Here is an 18,520-nt window from a genome sequence, read left to right on the forward strand (position 1 = left end):
TATACAAAAATCCCCTATCATTTTTTAGGTAGGGGATTTTTTATTGCCTCAAGGAGGGAAAGAAATGAAGCAAGAAAAAATCATTATTGTCGGTGGAGGGCCATGCGGACTTGCTGCTGCTATTGCCATGCAGGATGCGGGCTATACACCGTTAGTGATAGAAAAAGGGAATATCGTCAATGCCATTTATCATTATCCGACACATCAAACGTTTTTTAGCACTAGCGACCGCCTGGAAATTGGTGGGGTGCCATTTATTACGGAAAATCGCAAGCCAAAGCGTAACCAAGCGCTCGCTTACTATCGCGAAGTTGTGACGCGCAAGCAAATTCGCGTTCATGCGTTTGAAAAGGTGGAACAGGTTGTCAAACAGGAAAATGGAAAGTTTGCTGTCAGGACCACAAAAGATCAATATGAAGCCGATTACGTCATTATTGCGACAGGATATTATGACAATCCTAATTATATGAATGTTCCTGGAGAAGAATTGCCTAAAGTGATGCATTATTTTAAGGAAGGACATCCATATTATAATACAGACTGTGTGGTGATTGGCGGAAAGAATTCAAGTGTTGATGCAGCTCTGGAGCTAGTAAAGGCAGGGGCTCGAGTAACGGTACTGTATCGTGGCAGCGCTTATTCGTCAAGCATTAAGCCTTGGATTTTGCCGGAATTTGATGCGCTTGTGCGCCATGGCACAATTAAAATGGAATTTAATGCCCATGTAAAGGAAATTACAGAAGACGCCGTCATTTATGAAGTGGACGGGGAGTGGAAGAAGATAAAAAATGATTTTGTATTTGCGATGACCGGTTATCGCCCCGATCATGAATTTTTAAAAAGCATGGGTGTGGTCATTGATGCAGAAACAGGTCGGCCGCTTTATGATCCGGATACGATGGAAACGAATGTGGCTGGCATTTTTATTGCCGGAGTGATTGCTGCGGGAAACAATGCCAATGAAATTTTCATTGAAAACGGTCGGTTTCATGGTGAGCAAATTGCCGCTTGCATCGTTGCACGCGAAAAAGCGGCTGAGGTTCGCTTAGAGCTGTAAACGGGAGACTAAAAAGGGGTATAGGTGATCTAAACGTGAAAAAACGAAAAGTGGTTCTTATTACAACCGGCGGTACGATCGCTAGCAAACTGAATGCTGCATCAGGACGTTTATCTGCCGGAGTGCTAACCGGCGAGGAGCTTGCTTCGATGTGTCATTTGCCCAAAGATATTGAAGTCGTTATTGAGAGTGTTTTTCAACTGCCAAGCATGCATATGACGTTTTCGAATTTGGTGCATTTGAAGGAACGGATTGAATATTATTTCCAAGATCGTTCAGTCGATGGGGTCGTGGTCACGCATGGCACGGATACGCTTGAAGAAACAGCCTATTTTTTAGATTTGACGATTGCTGATGAGCGCACAGTTGTGGTGACTGGCTCTCAACGATCTCCAGTTGATTTAGGGAGCGATGTCTATATTAATATTCGGCATGCGATATACGCCGCATGCGCCAACGAGTTAAGAGGAGCAGGAACGGTTGTTGTTTTTAATGAGCGCATTTTTCCAGCCAAATATGTAAAAAAAGAGCATGCATCGAATATCCAAGGCTTTAATGCTTTTGGATTTGGTTATTTAGGAATTATTGATAACGATGAAGTGTATGTATATCAAAAGCCGGTGAAAAGGGAGCATTATAAGCTTGTGCGCGAGATCCCAGAAGTGGATATTATTAAATGCTATTTGGAAGCGGACGGGAAGTTTATTAAAGCAGCAAGGGAAAGCGGCGTTGCTGGAATAGTGCTTGAGGGGGTTGGCCGTGGACAAGTCGCGCCGAAAATGGTTGAAGAGATCGAGAGAGCCATTAAGCAAGGCATTAAAGTTGTCATCACAACTAGCGCAGAAGAAGGAGCGGTATATACGACCTATGATTATTTAGGCAGCGCGTATGATTTATATAAAAAAGGCGTGATATTAGGGAGCGATTACGATTCAAAAAAAGCGCGAATGAAACTGGCGGTTGCTTTAGCAGCGGATTGCGACATAGCGAATATTTTTGAACAGTAAAGAATGGCGGTTTTGCCTTGGGAAGGGAGCGGAAAATGATGAGCGAGTCATTAAAAAGAGGAGACCTAGTGATCGGTCTTTATAAGACAGGAAAATATATTGGAGAAATTACCGATATACGCCCACAGCATTATTTAGTGCGTGTCAAAAGCGTGTTAAAGCATCCGATGCAAGGAGATCTGCATCATCCGAAGCAGGCTGATGTCCCTCTCTTTCATGAGCGGCGTGCGCTTGCTTTCAATGAACAAGCGAATATGCCGAAGCCAATGGTACGTTTATACGAGGGAGAAGTGCTCGACTATCACGAATCGTTAAAGCAAGCGGTCGATGCCATGAAAGAAGAACTGCTCGCAGACGGCAGCGAATGGGCCCTAAAAAGTTTGGAGAACGTAAAAGTATTGGAGCAAGATTATTTTTGCGAATAACACGCTCAGCTTGCAGTGGAAAAATTTAATCATAATTGAAGAGAAATGTTTTTTCCATCCGAATCGATCTAAACAATGGCCGGAATTTGTAAAAAACGCTGGGGCATGCCCCAGCGTTTTTTACTGTCATTCCTATTAGGCAAGAAAGACAGCGTGTCCTTTTTACATTTTCGAAAAGATGGATTTTGTTAATCCATGTGGCTAGGTTCAAACGGACGATCTTGATAAAAGAGCAAAATACCATGATACACTTGCAAAAACTCGTCACACGCTTCGCAGTACACTTCCTCGCCATCGTTCCAAAAACAGGCGATGGATGATCCTTTGATTTGATAGTGATCAAATCGTTGGCGGTGCGCTTCAACGAGCGCCTTGTATTGTGCCATCGCTTCTTTTGAATTGGCGAATTGCTTTTGTTCTTTAATTTGCTTCTCCCAGCCATCGAGAAAATACCATGGTTCAACTTCTCCTTCAGTAATAAGGATGGACCATTGTTTTTGATTTTCCATCGTGCTTTCAGTATCCTTTCCGTTCGATTCTATTTTTATTTTATCATATTCATCGGGAATTCGTGGTGCAAGACCCAATCGCTTCACTGATGGTTCTTGTTATTGCGTAAGATAATGGAGGAGATCTGTAAAACACGGTGGAAAGATAAGCTCTAAGCCAATCAAGTAGTCTGTGATGGTGTTGTTCACTGGGAGCAAATGTTGAAGGATCGAATGATTGGCATGTAATGTCCAACTAACGCCACGAGTCCCCCGTCTCTGAGTACCTTGTAGGAAAGTGCTAGACAGATGATGGGGCAGGACAAGGATCACGCTAGGAATAAAAAGCACCTAAAGGAATCGCTCCTTTAGATGCTTATTTGATTTGGAAATAATCAGCCATCTGATTGACGAAATAGCGCAGCTCTGGATATTCATAGAGATTGGCCAGCATTCCTTTAATAACGGGTATTCTTGGTTGTTCAGCCATGATTTCCGCTTCTAAAACTTCAATCGAAATCGTGAATTGTTCATCATGAAGGATTGAACGGCTTATGTCTTTTATCTTTTTTAAAATATCTAACGGATGATCCGGCGGTTGAGGATGATCCAATATTTGGTTTAGGATATCAGCAGGAATGATGGGATCTTCTTGTTTTGCCAGCATTCCTTTTACTAAATCATCAGTTGTTTGTAAAATGTATTTTGCTAATTTTTCTTCATCCACTCTCACTCCATTTTCAAAAACGAGAAATTGAATGAATGAAAAAAAGATTCCTTGAATGATAATGTTGGCATCGACTATATATTTGTCGATGGCTCGTCCATAAATTTCTTTTAGATTGGTTGTAAAAAAATGAAAAAAGTCACTTTTTATATCTTGTAGCAACGCTTCAATTTTTTGATTATGTTCTTTTAAATTTTCGTGCATCTGCGTGATAAATATCTCTTTATGCTCCAAAATTTCTTTCAATTGAACCGACAGTTGTTTCATAAAACGTTTTTTGGGATCATCATAAACGGTCTCGATTTGCTTTGTTTTTTCCTTTAGATGATTAAAAAACTGCTCCAATAATTTAATTAACAACTCGTCTTTTGATTTGAAATAAAAATAAAAGGAGCCTTTCGGAATGCCGCATGCATTGGTAATATCTTGGATGGAGGTGGAAGATACACCTTTGCGGGCAAATAATTTCATGGCAGCTTCAATAATTAAGCGTTCTTTTTCTTTCACAGAAACACCCCTTATTGATTGTCGGAAAAATGTCATTCGTTTCGTTGACTTGTAGTTAACCGGTCAATTATAATGACTATGTAGTCAACTCTCTATCAGTATGGATAAAAAAATCAAAATTGTCAAATCTGCATGAAAGGAATGGAACGTGGTGGAGAACATGATTAAATTTTCGCTCCGTAATAAACTGGCCATTTGGATTTTAACTGTTATTGCGATATTTGCTGGCCTATTTTCTGGGTTTAATATGAAGCTGGAAACGATTCCAGACATAAATACTCCCATTATAAGTGTTACGACTACGTATCCAGGCGCAACACCTGAGGAAGTACAAGAAAAAGTGACGGTTCCGATTGAAGAAGCTGTTCGTAATTTGAACGGCGTGGAAATCGTCAGCTCTAATTCGTTTGAAAATGCTTCTTCCATTCAAATCGAATATAAATTTGAAAAAGATATGGAGCGAGCGGAAGAGGAAGTTGAAAAGGCACTCAAACAAGTGGAGCTTCCTGACGGAGTCGGAGAGCCTAAAATTGCAAGATTTAGTATTAATGCTTTTCCTGTTTATACAGTCAGTTTTTTTGATGAAGGAAAAACACTTCCTGAATTAACAGAACTGGTGGAAAAAATCATTGTTCCAGAATTGAAAGGAATAGATGGGGTAGAAAGCATTGTCACTTCTGGCCAACAAGTGGAAGAAGGACGGATTGTTTTTCATCAGGACAAATTAAAAGAGCTTGGGCTTAATGAAGAAACCATTAAAAATTATATTCAAGGTGCAGATCTTCGTGCGCCATTAGGTCTTTATACATTTAAAGACACGGAAAAGTCTGTGGTCGTTGATGGAAATATTACGACCATTGAGGATTTGAAAAAGCTGAAAATTCCTGTCACAGGGGCGTCACAAGGACAGCAAGCCGGAGGGGCGCAAATGAACCAGATGCCAAACGGTTTGTCTGGAGCTAATGGCGCAGCACCAAATCAAGCACTCTCGCAGAAAAACATGGAATTACCAACAGTCGAGTTGGGGGAAATTGCTGATATTGAAATCGTCGGCAAAGCTGAATCGATATCAAGAACAAACGGAAAAGAAGCTATCGGATTGCAAATTGTAAAAGCTACTGATGCGAATACCGTTGAAGTCGTAAATGAAGTAAAAGAAAAACTGGATGAGCTTAAAGATGAATATAAAGGGCTTGGCATCGTTTCCACGCTAGATCAAGCCGAACCGATTGAAAAATCTGTCGCAACGATGCTAAATAAAGCGTTATTCGGTTCGATTTTTGCCGTTGCGGTCATTTTGCTATTTTTGCGCAACATTCGCTCTACGTTGATTTCTGTAGTGTCCATTCCGCTTTCCATCTTAATTGCCTTGATCGTTTTACATGAAATGGACATCACGTTGAATATGATGACACTAGGAGCGATGACCATGGCGATCGGCCGTGTCATCGACGATTCGATTGTCGTTATTGAAAATATTTATAGACGGATGACATTAAAAGGAGAGCAATTAAAAGGAAAAGAGCTGATTATTGCAGCGACGAAAGAAATGTTTATTCCGATTATGTCCTCAACCATCGTCACCATTGCGGTTTTCTTGCCACTTGCATTTGTCGAAGGCATGGTTGGACAGCTATTTATGCCATTTGCTCTTACGATTGTGTTCTCGCTTTTAGCGTCTCTTTTAGTAGCGATTACGATTGTGCCGGCATTGGCTCACGTCTTATTTAGAAAAGGAGCGAAACAAAAAGAGAAAGAAAAAGAAGCGGGATTTTTGGCTACTTACTATAAAAAAATCTTAAATTGGTGTTTAAATCATAAATGGATCACATCATTGATTGCGATTTTGCTTCTTGTCTCCAGTTTATTTTTAATTCCTGTCATTGGCGTAAGCTTTTTACCGAGTGAACAGGAAAAACAAATGATTGTTACGTATAATCCAGATCCAGGACAAACGCTTGAAGAAGTGAAAGATGTCGCGTTGCAGGCAGAAGATTTACTGGTTGATCGCGATCATGTGAAAACTGTTCAATTGTCTGTCGGCAGCGAAAATCCGATGAATCCCGGAAATCGAAATCAGGCGATTTTCTTTATTATGTATGAAGATGACACGCCGAATTTTGAACAAGAAAAGGAGAAGGTAGTCAAAGATTTAAGTAAATTAACGCACGAAAAAGGCGATTGGGGCACCATTGATATGATGGCGTCAAGCAATGAGTATACATTGTATGTATTTGGCGACTCAATGGAAGAGATTGAGCCTGTCGCTCAAAAGGTACAAAACATCTTGGAAGATGAATCCAATCTAAAAAATGTGGAATCAAGTTTATCGAAGACATATGATGAGTACACATTGGTTGTTGATCAAGAAAAGATGAGTAAACTCGGTTTGACGGCTGGACAAATTGCGATGGCATTAAGCCAACAGCATGAACGTCCTGTTCTAACGACCATTCAAAAAGACGGCCAAGACATTCAAGTTTATATTGAAGGAGACGAAGAGACTTTTGCTTCAATTGATGAGATGAAAAAGAAAACGATCCAGTCCCCTCTCGGCATGAATGTGCAAATTGGAGAGGTAGCGACGGTCAAAGAAGGCGAGACATCCAATACCATTACGAGACGCGGAGGGAAATTTACCGTTTCAGTCAGCGGGGAAATTACGACGAATGACGTTAGCCAAGTCAACGAAAGCATTCAAAAGAAAATCGATGATTTAAAATTGCCGCCTGGTGTCAACATTGAAACAGGCGGAGTGACTGAACAAATCAATGAGTCGTTTTCACAATTAGGATTGGCCATGCTTGCAGCTATTGCTGTGGTCTACTTTGTGCTAGTGGTTACGTTCAGTCAAGGGCTGGCGCCTTTTGCTATTCTTTTCTCGCTTCCATTTACCGTTATCGGCGGATTTGTGGCGCTATGGCTTGGAGGAGAAACGTTGAGCGTTTCGGCTTTGATCGGCGCACTCATGCTCATTGGAATTGTTGTAACGAATGCGATTGTGTTAATTGACCGCGTCATTCATAAAGAGCGTGAAGGGCTCTCTACAAGAGATGCGCTCATTGAAGCGGGAGCAACGCGTCTCCGGCCGATTTTAATGACGGCGCTGGCGACCGTTGGGGCATTGCTCCCTCTCGCATTAGGGTATGAAGGAGATGGAGGCATGATTTCGCGAGGGCTTGGCCTAACTGTCATTGGCGGTTTGACCAGCTCGACATTGTTGACTCTGATTATCGTGCCGATCGTCTATGAAGTGTTAAGCAAATTTAGAAGAAAAACGACGGTTGAGGAATGACAAGCAAAAACCTGAAAAGCGTTGAGCAAGCTTTTCAGGTTTTTTCTATGTTTGTTGGTTTCCTCATCTTGTTCGCTCTTTTTGGCTCAAATAAGAGGTTCAATTGTTCCGATTGATCAAACGAAATATGGTTCCCAATCATGATTATCTTATGTTACCATTATAAATAAATAGATGGAAACGAGGATTTGTTATGTTTGCAATTATTTCTGCCGGCATCGCCCCGGGTGTGGCGCTGCTCAGCTATTTTTATTTAAAAGATGAATATGAGACTGAGCCGCTTTCTCTTGTATTGCGAACTTTTTTATTTGGCGCCATTCTCGTTTTTCCGATTATGTTTATTCAGCATGTTTTGCGGCTAGAAGGAATTGCGTCTGAAAAGTGGATACAAGCGTTTTTATCTTCCGGATTACTTGAAGAATTTGTCAAATGGTTTATCGTCTATTTTTTTATTTTTGACCATGAAGAGTTTGATGAACCATATGATGGGATTGTTTACAGCGCCAGTGTGTCGCTCGGCTTTGCGACGCTTGAAAATATTTTATATTTGCTTGCCAACGGTGTAGAGTTTGCTGTTACTAGAGCGTTGCTCCCTGTATCCAGCCACGCATTGTTTGCCGTAATGATGGGATTTTACTTAGGAAAAGCGAAATTTCAAGGAAAAAGATATTTGCACTTAGCTCTTTCCTTTTTGCTGCCCTTTCTTTTGCATGGCACATACGATTTTATTTTATTCACACAAGAAAAATGGGGCTATTACATGGTTCCTTTTATGCTTGCGATGTGGTGGATGGCACTGAGAAAAGTCAAACAAGCGAAAGGAATGTATGCAGAAGCGGTCATTCCTTCTGTAAAAGGCCAAGCCTAAAGCTTGGCCTTTTTGTTTTGAGCTGTCAATGTATTCTTTTAGGTCTATTGCATGGTAAATTTTTCATTTAGAAGGATGAACATCATGTTCTGGTATGTGGGGGAAGCGTTCCTCGTTATGAGTGGAAATATTTTTAGGAAAGATATGAGATGTAATCTCCGACCGCCGAAAAAGTGGGATTTTGTTTTTGAATCATAAGTTCAACCCTCTAGTTCTTCATAGATGAAACTTAGCTGTTTACAGATCCTTTTCGTCCAAGAATCGAATAGGTTCTTCCGTTTATTCAAACTCCCTGATTGATTAACATGAGTCTTATAAATAAACCACGTTATTGCTTTATGTGCATAAAAAGGAAGTTTAGGTGAAAAATACGGATAGAGCCAGATCGATTAAAGGGGGTATGTATACAATGCGCTGGCGAATCATTATATGCTTGCTCGTTATTTGTTTATCGACATATGAATGGCCGATGAAAGAGGCACATGCGTTTTCTGATCAGGTCATTCAGCGCGGAGCTGTGGGAGATGATGTCATTGAGCTGCAAGCGCGTCTGCAATATATTGGCTTTTATAAGAGCAAAATTGACGGAGTATTTGGCTGGAGTACATACTGGGCTGTCCGCAATTTCCAGAGTGAATATGGGTTACCGATTGACGGACTAGTCGGTGCAAGTACGAAGCAAAAGCTTGTAAAAGTGTCAAAGTACTACGAATCCTTTGTTAAAGAACAAATTCGCAAAGGAAACTCCTTTACACATTATGGAGGAATACCGTTAAGCCAGCAGGTCAAGCAGCAAGGAACAGCAAGCAGCGGCGGATCTGCAACAGCAACGAACGTACCAAAAGGTTTTTCGCAAAATGATATTCAATTAATGGCTAACGCTGTATACGGAGAAGCGCGCGGTGAACCATATGTCGGTCAAGTAGCGGTAGCAGCGGTTATTTTAAACAGATTGGAGCATCCATCTTTCCCTAACAGTGTAGCTGGGGTCATTTTCCAACCGGGAGCATTTACAGCGGTTACTGACGGGCAAATTTGGCTGACGCCAAATGAGACAGCTAAAAAAGCGGTGCTGGATGCTATTAACGGCTGGGATCCAAGCAGTGGAGCGATCTACTATTTTAACCCGGATACAGCAACAAACGGATGGATATGGAGTCGACCTCAAATTAAAAAAATCGGTAAGCATATTTTTTGTAAATAAAAAGGCAGGTGATTTTATATGTTGCGGACTTTGCTTATTGGCTTTTTATCACTAGGGATTATTGGAACAGCTTACTGGGGCTATCGTGAGCATCAGGAAAAAAACGCGATTTTGGTGCATGCCGAAAACAATTATCAGCGTTCATTTCATGATTTAGCTTACAAAATAGATCTGCTGCACGATCAAATCGGCACAACATTAGCGATGAATTCTAAAACGTCGCTCTCTCCAGCGCTGGCAGAAGTGTGGCGGATTGCCTCGGAAGCGCATTCCGACGTTGGACAGCTTCCACTATCGCTTCTTCCCTTTAATAAAACGCAACAATTTCTTGCGCAGATCGGTACATTTAGTTATCGTGCGGCGATTCGCGATTTAACAAAAGAGCCGCTTACCAAGCAAGAATATCAAACGTTGCAAACTCTTTATAAACAAGCGTCTGATATTCAAAATGAGCTGCGCAATGTTCAGCATTTAGTCATCAAAAATAATTTGCGTTGGATGGATGTAGAGCTGGCGCTAGCAACAAACCAGCGCCCGAGCGATAACACGATTATTGATGGATTTAAAACGGTGGAAAGCAATGTCGAATCGTTTGCCGAAACAGCGAATCTGTCTCCGACATTTACAAGCGCTGCCGTTCAAGAACGGGGATTTGTTAGAGCGAAAGGAAAGCGAATTACGGCAGATGAAGCGAAGAAGATTGCTAAATCCTTTTTAGGATTAAAAGGAAACGAAAAGATCAAGGTTGTTCACAGTGGAAAAGGAGCGGAAGATCGCTTCTACAGTCTCACGATTTATGATCCGAAAACAAAAACAGAAACGTATATGGATGTGACAGAAAGGGGCGGCTACCCGATTTGGGCCATTGATAACCGCGCCATTCACAAACAAGCGATCAGTTTGAATGAAGCAACGATGAAAGGCATGGATTTTTTAAAGAAGCATCATTTTACCAATGTTGAATTATATGACAGTACTCAATACGACAACGTAGCCGTATTGACCTTTGTTACGAATGATCATGGTATTCGCATATATCCAGAAGCGATCCAAATGAAAATTGCGTTAGATGATGGAACGGTGGTCGGTTTCTCGGCTCGCGATTACCTATCCTCCCCTAGCCTTCATCGCTTTCCAAAACCAGCGATTTCGCTTGAACAAGCAAGAGCGAAGCTAAATCCAAGTGTTAAAGTGATGGAAGAGAGACAGTCTGTGATTACAAATGATTTGAATCAAGAAGTGCTTTGTTACGAGTTTTTAGGCACATTAGGCGATGATACGTATCAAATTTTCATCAATGCCCAAAACGGCGTTGAGGAAAAAGTGACCAAAATGCAAAGCGTCGAACGAACGTATGATTAAAGGAAAAGCTTGTCAAGAGCTTTTCCTTTTTGTTTAAATAAAAATGAAAGGTGATAAGGAATGTGAGGGAGAACATATGATAAACATTGGGGATGTGCTCATTCTCGAATCAAGGAACGACAAAGAAGTGCATGAATATAAATGCAAAGTGGCAGAGGTTTTCCCGGATTTTATTTATATCGACTATCCTGTTAATCAAAAAACGGGGAAAACTGTATTTTTAATGAATGGAATGCAATTTAAAGCAAGCTTTGTCGGTAAAGATGGAAGTCTTTATTTATTCGATACAGAAGTACGGGGAAAAGTGCGCGACCCGATTCCGATGATTATGCTTTCTTATCCAGATGAACAGCGCCTGATCCGTGTGCAGCGCAGGCAATATGTGCGTGTGGAAGCTACAGTAGATGTTGCGATTCATCCGCTTCAAGGAGAATTTTCTCCCTTTGCTACCATGACCACGGATATCAGTGCAGGAGGAGCGGCCATTGTTTTGCCGGAAAGAGGAATCCATATTTTGCCAGGAATGATCGTGGAGGCTTGGTTTGTCCTGCCTATGAAATCGGGAGAATATCATTATATGAAAGTGCCAGCCAAAATTGTTCGAGTGTTTCAGGTGGAAGGGAGCTATGTTCAGAAGGCATCATTGCAGTTTTTGACCATCTCTTCTCAAGATCGCGTTCTACTGATACGCTACAGCTTTGAAAGACAACTAGCTATAAGGAAAAAAGCAGAGGGACTACCAGAATAAAAGAAAGAAAAATGTGAAAGGATGATAATGACAAAAAAATGAAAAAGGCGGTTGTCAGATGAAACGAATGGAACGCATTTTGCTTAAAATTGTGATTGTGCAGCTGCTCTTTTTACTGTTAGCACAATGCTTGCTATTGTATACGCCTTTGGCTCCGTATGTGACCAAAGTCTACGAATATGAAGGAGTTAGCAAACAGGAAAAAACGAAAACAATGGAAACAACCGTCGACCATCCTTGAATCATGTGATAAAATATCATCGAAGTATGCAGGAGATGTCCTGCTTTTTTCTTTGAAAAATATGTTTGAACGATCATTAGGAGGGTATATGAAGCGAATATCAATCGCCATTGACGGACCAGCCGCTGCCGGAAAAAGCACGGTTGCAAAAATTGTGGCAGAAAAACTTGCTTATGTTTACATTGATACAGGAGCGATGTATCGTGCTCTTACGTATCTTGCGTTGCAAAAGGGAGTTGATCTACATGACCAACAAGCGCTTTTGCAGGTATTACGCGATACATATATTGAATTGAAGCCTTCTGAACGCGGTCAGCTTGTGCTTGTTAACGGACAAAATATAACAGATGTTATTCGGAGTGAAGAAGTCACCAATTCTGTTTCATTAGTGGCGAAGCATCCGCTTATTCGTGAGGAAATGGTGGCACGGCAGCGGGCATTAGGCGAACGGGGCGGCGTGGTCATGGATGGGCGCGACATCGGAACGCATGTATTGCCCCAGGCAGAAGTCAAAATTTTTTTAAAGGCATCGGTAGAGGAGCGAGCCAAGCGTCGGCATGAGGAAAACTTGGCTCGGGGATTTGCCTCCGATTTGGAGAAGCTGAAGGAGGAAATTGCCCGCCGGGATAAGATAGACTCCGAACGGGAGGTTGCGCCGCTGAAAAAAGCGGAAGATGCCGTTGAAATTGACACAACTTCTTTATCTATCAATGACGTCGTGAACGAGATTATGAAAATCATAGAGGAAAGGATTTGATTGCCTTGAATTTTTATTCGTTTGCGAAAGGAGTGGTATCGGGGATTTTAAAGCCCCTTTATCGTGTCGAAATCATCGGCACCGAACATTTTCCGAAGGAAGGCGGCGTACTTCTTTGTTCTAACCATATTAGCAATTTAGATCCTCCGATTGTCGGCATTACGGCTCCAAGGCCTATTCATTTTATGGCGAAGGAAGAGCTATTTCGTGTACCGATTTTAAAAAGCTTGCTTCCGTCATTGCACGCTTTTCCGGTTAAGCGGGGAATGAGCGACCGGCAAGCACTACGAACGGGCTTGGATGTGCTAAAGCAAGGAAATGTGCTCGGAATTTTTCCAGAGGGGACAAGAAGCAGGGACGGCAAATTAAAAAAGGGGCTGTCTGGTGTCGGCTTTTTTGCTTTAAGAACGGATGCCCAAGTAGTGCCTTGCGCGATTATCGGGCCATATCGGCCATTGAAAAGGCTGAAGGTTGTATACGGTTCGCCCATTCCAATGGATGAGCTGAGAGAACGAAAGGCGTCTCCTGAGGAAGCAACGGATTACATTATGAATCATATTCAAGCACTTTTAGATGAACATCGTTGAGCATTCCAATACATGCTTTTTGAAAAAATATGGTATAATAATGAGAAAAGTAGACCTCATGGGAAAATAGGCACATTTGTTTCCTTTGGTCATGCTTTACAGTAGCTATGGGTAGTCGACGAAGGAGGGTTTTTAATGGTAGAGGATATGAATGTAGAGGTAAATGTATATAAGGTGGGTGATCTCGTTCACGGCAAAGTCGCCAAGCTTGAAGAAAAACAAGTGCTTGTGGATATTGCAGGCAGCAAGCAAAGCGGCATCATTCCGATTAGCGAGCTATCCAGCCTTCATATTGAAAAAACAAGCGATGCGGTCTCCGTTGGGGATGAGATCGTTGCAAAAGTGAAAAAAGTGGAAGAAGGAGAAAATGAAGACGAAGGATTATTAATTTTATCTAAAAAGGCGGTCGATGCGGACCGCGCCTGGGAGGAGCTAGAAAAGCGATTTACAAGCGGCGAGCCGTTTGATGTGGTGGTAAAGGATATTGTAAAAGGCGGTCTTGTTGCGGATGTCGGCGTAAGAGGATTCATCCCGGCATCGTTTGTTGAAACTTATTTTGTGGAAGACTTTTCTGATTATAAAGGGCGCACGTTGAAAGTGAAGGTTGTAGAGTTGGATCGCGCTAAAAATCGCGTGATTTTATCTCATCGCGCAGTGATTGAACAACAACAAGAAGAACAGCGGAAGCAAGCATTCCAGAAGCTTCAAGAAGGGCAAGTGATTGAAGGCACCGTTCGCCGTATTACTGATTTTGGCGTATTTGTTGACATCGGCGGCTTTGATGGACTTGTACATATTTCGCAGCTGTCTCACGCACGTGTCGCTCATCCGTCTGATGTTGTTCAAGAAGGAGATACGTTAAAAGTGAAGGTGCTGTCAGTGAACGAAGAAAGTGGCCGCATTTCGCTGTCTGTTAAGGAGGCGCTGCCGGGCCCATGGGAAAATATTTCACAAAAACTAGCACCTGGCGATGTAGTAACAGGAAAAGTCAAACGTCTTGTGCCTTTTGGGGCGTTTGTTGAAATTTTCCCAGGTGTTGAAGGCCTTGTGCATATTTCACAAATTTCTAATAAGCATATTGGCACTCCGCATGAGGTATTACAAGAAGGCGATGAGGTTCAAGTAAAAGTGCTTGAAGTCAACGAAGCGGAGCATCGCATTTCATTAAGCATGCGCGAGTTAATGGAAGAGCCAGTGAATGAAGAAGATTACAGTCAATATACAAAACAGGCAGAATCAACAGGCTTCCAGCTTGGAGAAGTGGTTGGTGACCAGCTTAAGAAACTGAAATAACGGTGAATGCTAGTGGAAAGAGGCAGACGGAAGCTAGAGCACATTGTGCATGCGCTAAATCTTGAACAAAAAAGAGAAGCAGGATTCGATGACATTGTATTTGTTCATCAAAGCCTGCCGGATATGGGTACAAATGATGTGAATTTGAGCACGATTTTAGGTGAACTTTCATTAAGTTCGCCTCTTTTTGTCAATGCGATGACAGGAGGAGGGGGACCGCCGACTCTGGAAATTAACAAAGGATTAGCTGAAATTGCAAAGGAATGCGGGATTGCTATGGCTGTCGGTTCCCAGATGGCAGCGCTCAAGGATGCAAAAGAGCGGCAGTCATTCGAGATTGTTCGTCGAGTCAATCCAACAGGTGTTGTTTTTGCGAATATTGGCAGTGAAGCGACAGTAGACGAAGCGAAGCAAGCGGTCGAAATGATCGAAGCAAATGGCCTGCAGATTCACTTAAATTCTGTGCAAGAGTTGGTCATGCCTGAGGGTGACCGCAACTTTATCGGAGCTTTGCGCCGGATTGAGCGCATGGTCCATGCTGTCGGTGTGCCGATTATTGTCAAGGAAGTTGGCTTTGGCATGAGTAAGGAAACGGCACAAAAGCTGGAGGAGATCGGTGTTACGATTGTCGATGTCGGCGGCTTTGGCGGCACGAATTTTGCTCGTATTGAAAACAATCGGCGCCCAACTAGCTTATCCTATTTTAACGATTGGGGAATTTCAACCGCTGCGTCCATTGTAGAAGTGTCACAAAGCGCCACCTCTCTGTCGGTGATTGGAAGCGGGGGAGTGCGCAGCGCCTTTGATGCGGTAAAAGCGATCGCTCTTGGCGCACAAGCGGTGGGAGTCGCACAGCTATTTTTGAAAGTATGGATGGAACAGGGGACAGAGTCGTTACTGGAGCTTATTCATGAATGGCACAAAGATTTTCGCCTGTTGATGACGGCTTTAGGCACTCGAACCATTGAAGAGCTTCGGCATGTTCCGCTTGTGATTTATGGGCAAACACATCATTGGCTCAATGAAAGAGGATTTGATACGAAAGTATACAGCCGCAGATAAAAAGCGGATTTTCACCTGCTGGCAAGCGCTTTTATCTTGCGTTTCGAACCTTGCTAGGCTATGTTTTTTGTCTGACAAGCGTTTTTTTATATCATCCACCGAGAAGTCTCCCCCCTTAACGAAGTGCAGGCGGGAGAGGCTTACGACAGTTTGCGATAGATAAAGATCGAAAGAAATAAAAGCTGACTTTTCTCGTAAAGTCAGCTTTTATTTTTAGTATTCATAAACGATCATTGGACGAGGTTAATGTTGATTTTGTTCCCGCGCTTCGTCCGGTGTGTCGAGACGAGTCGCCCCCTTGTTTTCAAGCGCTTGGTCGCGGTCAGATTCAACGCGTCCAGAGCGCTTGAGCTTTTTTTCCTGACGGTCCTTTCCCATTAGAACACTCCCCTTTCTCCTTAAACTTCAAGAATAGTTTCACACGTTTTGATTTCTTGTATGCAACGATATCAGGCTTGAAGAAGTAAAGTGAAAAAAAGAGCATGATCCGATTTGTTCGCGGTGACCACTTACAGACGATTGGCTAATGGAATGAACCGGACTTTAGACGGAAAGATGCCGATGTGAGGAAAAGAGGGGGTGACTCTGCCATGCAAATATGCGACAAAAGACCGAGCGATAGAGATTTAATGGACTTTTTGCGCGCTCTAAAAGCGGCATGTTTGGACGCTCTACCGCATCATCCCCTTGTTTTGGAGCAACTGTTGACACATCACGTTTGTTATGTGAAAAAATGCAATTTGATTTTCCGGTGGTTGCCAATGATTTTCGATGGTTCTTTCTTTATTTTCATTCGAGTCTATACAGGTGATGACAGGGGTTAGGTTTTTAGAAAACATGAAATAATGGAAAGAGAAGGGAGGATTCATGTGGAAGGATTCTATTTTTATTGGTGCTCGTGGGCATGCTGGATTTTTGCTACATTTTTAATGAAAAAAACAAAAGTGCGCACCATGCTAGCCGCCGCTGTGCTTATTTCCATTATGCTTTCTATTTATCATATAACCATTGGCGGTTTTTCTATCACTTTATCTTTTTTATTCGCTCTTGTGATTGCCTATTATTTTATCACTAAAAAAAGTGGCTGGAAGCTTGTTTATATGTTGCTATCGATGATGATGGTTTCATTTGTGTATGCTTCCTTCCATCTGCTTATTTTGATTGATCCTGTTTGGATGCTGATTGACAAAACGTGGATGGTCGCGATCATGTTAACATTTGTCTGCCTTATGCTGCATCATCATTTTCCAGAAAGATTGTTATGTATCATTGCTGGAAGTTGCCAAGGAGAAATGATGTATGCATTCGTAATCAAGACGTATTCGTTTCCTTATGCGATTGGTTCGCTTGCCTTTTTGGATGAACTATCACTTTCATGTGTGTGTCTGGCCTTATGGTCAGTATTGGAAAATCTTTCTGTTTATGCTGATATGGTCCACAAACAGATGAAGCGAAATAAACCGTTATAGCGCTCTATCTATTGTTGAGTGTGATCGTTTTTGATAAAATAAAACAGCTGTGTTTTTGAGTCGCCGTAATCAGAATGAAGGAAAGGATGATATAATGGCCAATCCAGTAGTAGCGATTGTTGGTCGTCCAAATGTGGGAAAATCGACCATTTTTAATCGAATTGCTGGCGAACGCATTTCGATTGTTGAAGATGTGCCGGGAGTCACTCGAGATCGGATATACAGCAGTGCTGAATGGTTAAATTATAAATTTCATGTGATTGATACAGGTGGAATTGATATTGGTGACGAACCTTTATTAGTACAGATTCGCCAGCAGGCAGAAATTGCAATTGATGAGGCGGATGTGATTATCTTTATGACGAATGGGCGTGATGGGGTAACGGCAGCAGATGAAGAGGTAGCCAAAATGCTGCATCGCTCCAATAAGCCGGTTGTACTTGCTGTCAATAAAATCGACAACCCGGATATGCGGGATCTGATTTATGACTTTTATGCTCTTGGATTTGGTGAACCGTATCCAATTTCGGGATCGCATGGCACAGGACTTGGAGATTTATTGGATGCCGTGGCTCAGCATTTTCCTAAGCAAGCTGAATCCGATTATGAGGATGATGTCATTAAGTTTTGCTTAATTGGCCGTCCTAATGTCGGGAAATCGTCGTTAGTAAATGCTATTTTAGGGGAAGAGCGCGTCATTGTAAGCGATATGGCCGGCACAACGCGTGATGCTGTCGATACAACATTTACGCGTGAGGGACAAGAATACGTCATTATTGATACAGCCGGTATGAGAAAAAGGGGCAAAATTTACGAAAGCACTGAAAAATATAGTATTTTGCGTGCGCTCAAAGCGATTGAACGATCCGATGTCGTTCTTGTCGTATTAAATGCAGAAGAAGGAATCATCGAGCAAGATAAAAAAATTGCCGGCTATGCTCATGAAGCAGGACGGGGAGTTGTCATTGTCGTCAATAAATGGGATTCTCTGGAAAAGGATGATAAAACGCTCATAGAATTTGAACGAAAAATTCGTGATCATTTCCAATTCCTTGATTATGCTCCGATTTTGTTTGTATCAGCAAAAACGAAGCAGCGTCTGCATAAACTGTTGCCACTTGTGCAAACGGTTAGTGAAAATCACGCAATGCGCGTGCAAACAAATGTCTTAAACGAAGTCATTATGGATGCCGTAGCGATGAATCCGACGCCGACCCATAACGGCCAGCGCTTAAAAATTTATTATGTCACCCAAGTAGCAGTCAAGCCGCCGACATTTGTTGTGTTTGTCAATGATCCAGAACTGATGCATTTTTCGTATGAACGCTTTTTAGAAAATCGGATTCGGGATGCATTTGGCTTTGAAGGCACGCCCATTAAACTAATTGCTAGACCAAGAAAATAATATGGTGAGGAAGTGGTA

General features: G+C 42.1%; 18 protein-coding genes. 15 read left to right on the forward strand and 3 right to left on the reverse strand.

Going from position 1 to position 18,520, the window contains the following annotated elements; translation table 11 throughout:
• Window positions 1-64 precede the first annotated feature (64 nt).
• Genes GFC28_RS00585 through GFC28_RS00595 form a run of 3 tightly spaced genes read left to right on the forward strand, consistent with a single transcriptional unit; the run spans window position 65 to window position 2,489 of the window.
• Window positions 65-1,057 (forward strand): YpdA family putative bacillithiol disulfide reductase, encoded by a 993-nt coding sequence (locus GFC28_RS00585; protein WP_044742227.1) that lies wholly within the window; start codon window positions 65-67, stop codon window positions 1,055-1,057.
• A gap of 35 nt (window positions 1,058-1,092) precedes the next feature.
• Window positions 1,093-2,064, forward strand: coding sequence for an asparaginase (locus GFC28_RS00590; protein WP_044742228.1), 972 nt, complete (start codon window positions 1,093-1,095; stop codon window positions 2,062-2,064).
• A 38-nt stretch (window positions 2,065-2,102) separates the two neighbouring features.
• A complete protein-coding gene (locus tag GFC28_RS00595; RefSeq protein WP_044742316.1) occupies window positions 2,103-2,489 on the forward strand; it encodes a kinase-associated lipoprotein KapB in 387 nt (128 codons plus the stop codon).
• A 188-nt stretch (window positions 2,490-2,677) separates the two neighbouring features.
• Here the strand turns inward: GFC28_RS00595 and GFC28_RS00600 are convergent, their stop codons facing one another.
• Both GFC28_RS00600 and GFC28_RS00605 read right to left on the reverse strand, forming a co-directional pair.
• A complete protein-coding gene (locus tag GFC28_RS00600) occupies window positions 2,678-2,998 on the reverse strand; it encodes a DUF1033 family protein (RefSeq protein WP_044742229.1) in 321 nt (106 codons plus the stop codon).
• 355 nt (window positions 2,999-3,353) lie between these two features.
• Window positions 3,354-4,211, reverse strand: coding sequence for a TetR/AcrR family transcriptional regulator (locus GFC28_RS00605; RefSeq protein ID WP_052660923.1), 858 nt, complete (start codon window positions 4,209-4,211; stop codon window positions 3,354-3,356).
• A gap of 151 nt (window positions 4,212-4,362) precedes the next feature.
• Between GFC28_RS00605 and GFC28_RS00610 the strand changes: the two genes are divergently transcribed.
• The 10 genes from GFC28_RS00610 to fni all read left to right on the forward strand — a co-directional run bounded on the left by GFC28_RS00610 (window position 4,363) and on the right by fni (window position 15,628).
• Window positions 4,363-7,506: an efflux RND transporter permease subunit gene (locus GFC28_RS00610; protein ID WP_156487488.1), complete on the forward strand. Its 3,144-nt coding sequence runs from the start codon at window positions 4,363-4,365 to the stop codon at window positions 7,504-7,506.
• A 193-nt stretch (window positions 7,507-7,699) separates the two neighbouring features.
• Window positions 7,700-8,374 carry a glutamic-type intramembrane protease PrsW gene (gene prsW, locus GFC28_RS00615; protein ID WP_044742232.1) on the forward strand — a complete coding sequence of 225 codons (675 nt, stop codon included), beginning with the start codon at window positions 7,700-7,702 and terminating at the stop codon, window positions 8,372-8,374.
• Window positions 8,375-8,843: 469 nt separating this feature from the next.
• Window positions 8,844-9,578: a spore cortex-lytic enzyme gene (sleB, locus tag GFC28_RS00620; protein ID WP_231734580.1), complete on the forward strand. Its 735-nt coding sequence runs from the start codon at window positions 8,844-8,846 to the stop codon at window positions 9,576-9,578.
• Between the two features lie 18 nt (window positions 9,579-9,596).
• Window positions 9,597-10,940, forward strand: a complete 1,344-nt coding sequence (gene ypeB, locus GFC28_RS00625; RefSeq protein ID WP_044742234.1) for a germination protein YpeB — start codon at window positions 9,597-9,599, stop codon at window positions 10,938-10,940.
• Between the two features lie 76 nt (window positions 10,941-11,016).
• Entirely contained in the window at window positions 11,017-11,688 is a 672-nt protein-coding gene (locus GFC28_RS00630; protein ID WP_044742235.1) for a flagellar brake protein, read from the forward strand.
• Window positions 11,689-11,746: 58 nt separating this feature from the next.
• The gene (locus GFC28_RS00635; RefSeq protein ID WP_044742236.1) at window positions 11,747-11,929 is read left to right on the forward strand and encodes a DUF5359 family protein; all 183 of its coding nucleotides are present in this window, start codon (window positions 11,747-11,749) and stop codon (window positions 11,927-11,929) included.
• 88 nt (window positions 11,930-12,017) lie between these two features.
• Window positions 12,018-12,686, forward strand: coding sequence for a (d)CMP kinase (gene cmk, locus GFC28_RS00640; RefSeq protein WP_044742237.1), 669 nt, complete (start codon window positions 12,018-12,020; stop codon window positions 12,684-12,686).
• A 5-nt stretch (window positions 12,687-12,691) separates the two neighbouring features.
• Complete coding sequence (locus tag GFC28_RS00645; RefSeq protein ID WP_044742317.1) at window positions 12,692-13,273, forward strand: lysophospholipid acyltransferase family protein; 582 nt, start codon at window positions 12,692-12,694, stop codon at window positions 13,271-13,273.
• Between the two features lie 135 nt (window positions 13,274-13,408).
• Window positions 13,409-14,566 (forward strand): 30S ribosomal protein S1, encoded by a 1,158-nt coding sequence (gene rpsA / locus GFC28_RS00650; RefSeq protein WP_044742238.1) that lies wholly within the window; start codon window positions 13,409-13,411, stop codon window positions 14,564-14,566.
• Window positions 14,567-14,578: 12 nt separating this feature from the next.
• Entirely contained in the window at window positions 14,579-15,628 is a 1,050-nt protein-coding gene (gene fni, locus GFC28_RS00655; RefSeq protein WP_044742239.1) for a type 2 isopentenyl-diphosphate Delta-isomerase, read from the forward strand.
• A gap of 243 nt (window positions 15,629-15,871) precedes the next feature.
• Here fni and GFC28_RS18545 read toward each other — a convergent pair whose 3' ends face one another.
• Window positions 15,872-16,006: a YpzI family protein gene (locus GFC28_RS18545; RefSeq protein ID WP_082063544.1), complete on the reverse strand. Its 135-nt coding sequence runs from the start codon at window positions 16,004-16,006 to the stop codon at window positions 15,872-15,874.
• Between the two features lie 491 nt (window positions 16,007-16,497).
• Between GFC28_RS18545 and GFC28_RS00665 the strand changes: the two genes are divergently transcribed.
• Together GFC28_RS00665 and der are read left to right on the forward strand one after the other, a co-directional pair.
• Window positions 16,498-17,097, forward strand: a complete 600-nt coding sequence (locus GFC28_RS00665; protein ID WP_044742241.1) for a YphA family membrane protein — start codon at window positions 16,498-16,500, stop codon at window positions 17,095-17,097.
• A gap of 94 nt (window positions 17,098-17,191) precedes the next feature.
• Window positions 17,192-18,502: a ribosome biogenesis GTPase Der gene (gene der / locus GFC28_RS00670; RefSeq protein ID WP_044742242.1), complete on the forward strand. Its 1,311-nt coding sequence runs from the start codon at window positions 17,192-17,194 to the stop codon at window positions 18,500-18,502.
• The last annotated feature ends 18 nt before the right edge of the window (window positions 18,503-18,520 follow it).

It is taken from the genome of Anoxybacillus sp. B2M1, from assembly GCF_001634265.1.
Taxonomy (GTDB): domain Bacteria; phylum Bacillota; class Bacilli; order Bacillales; family Anoxybacillaceae; genus Anoxybacteroides; species Anoxybacteroides rupiense.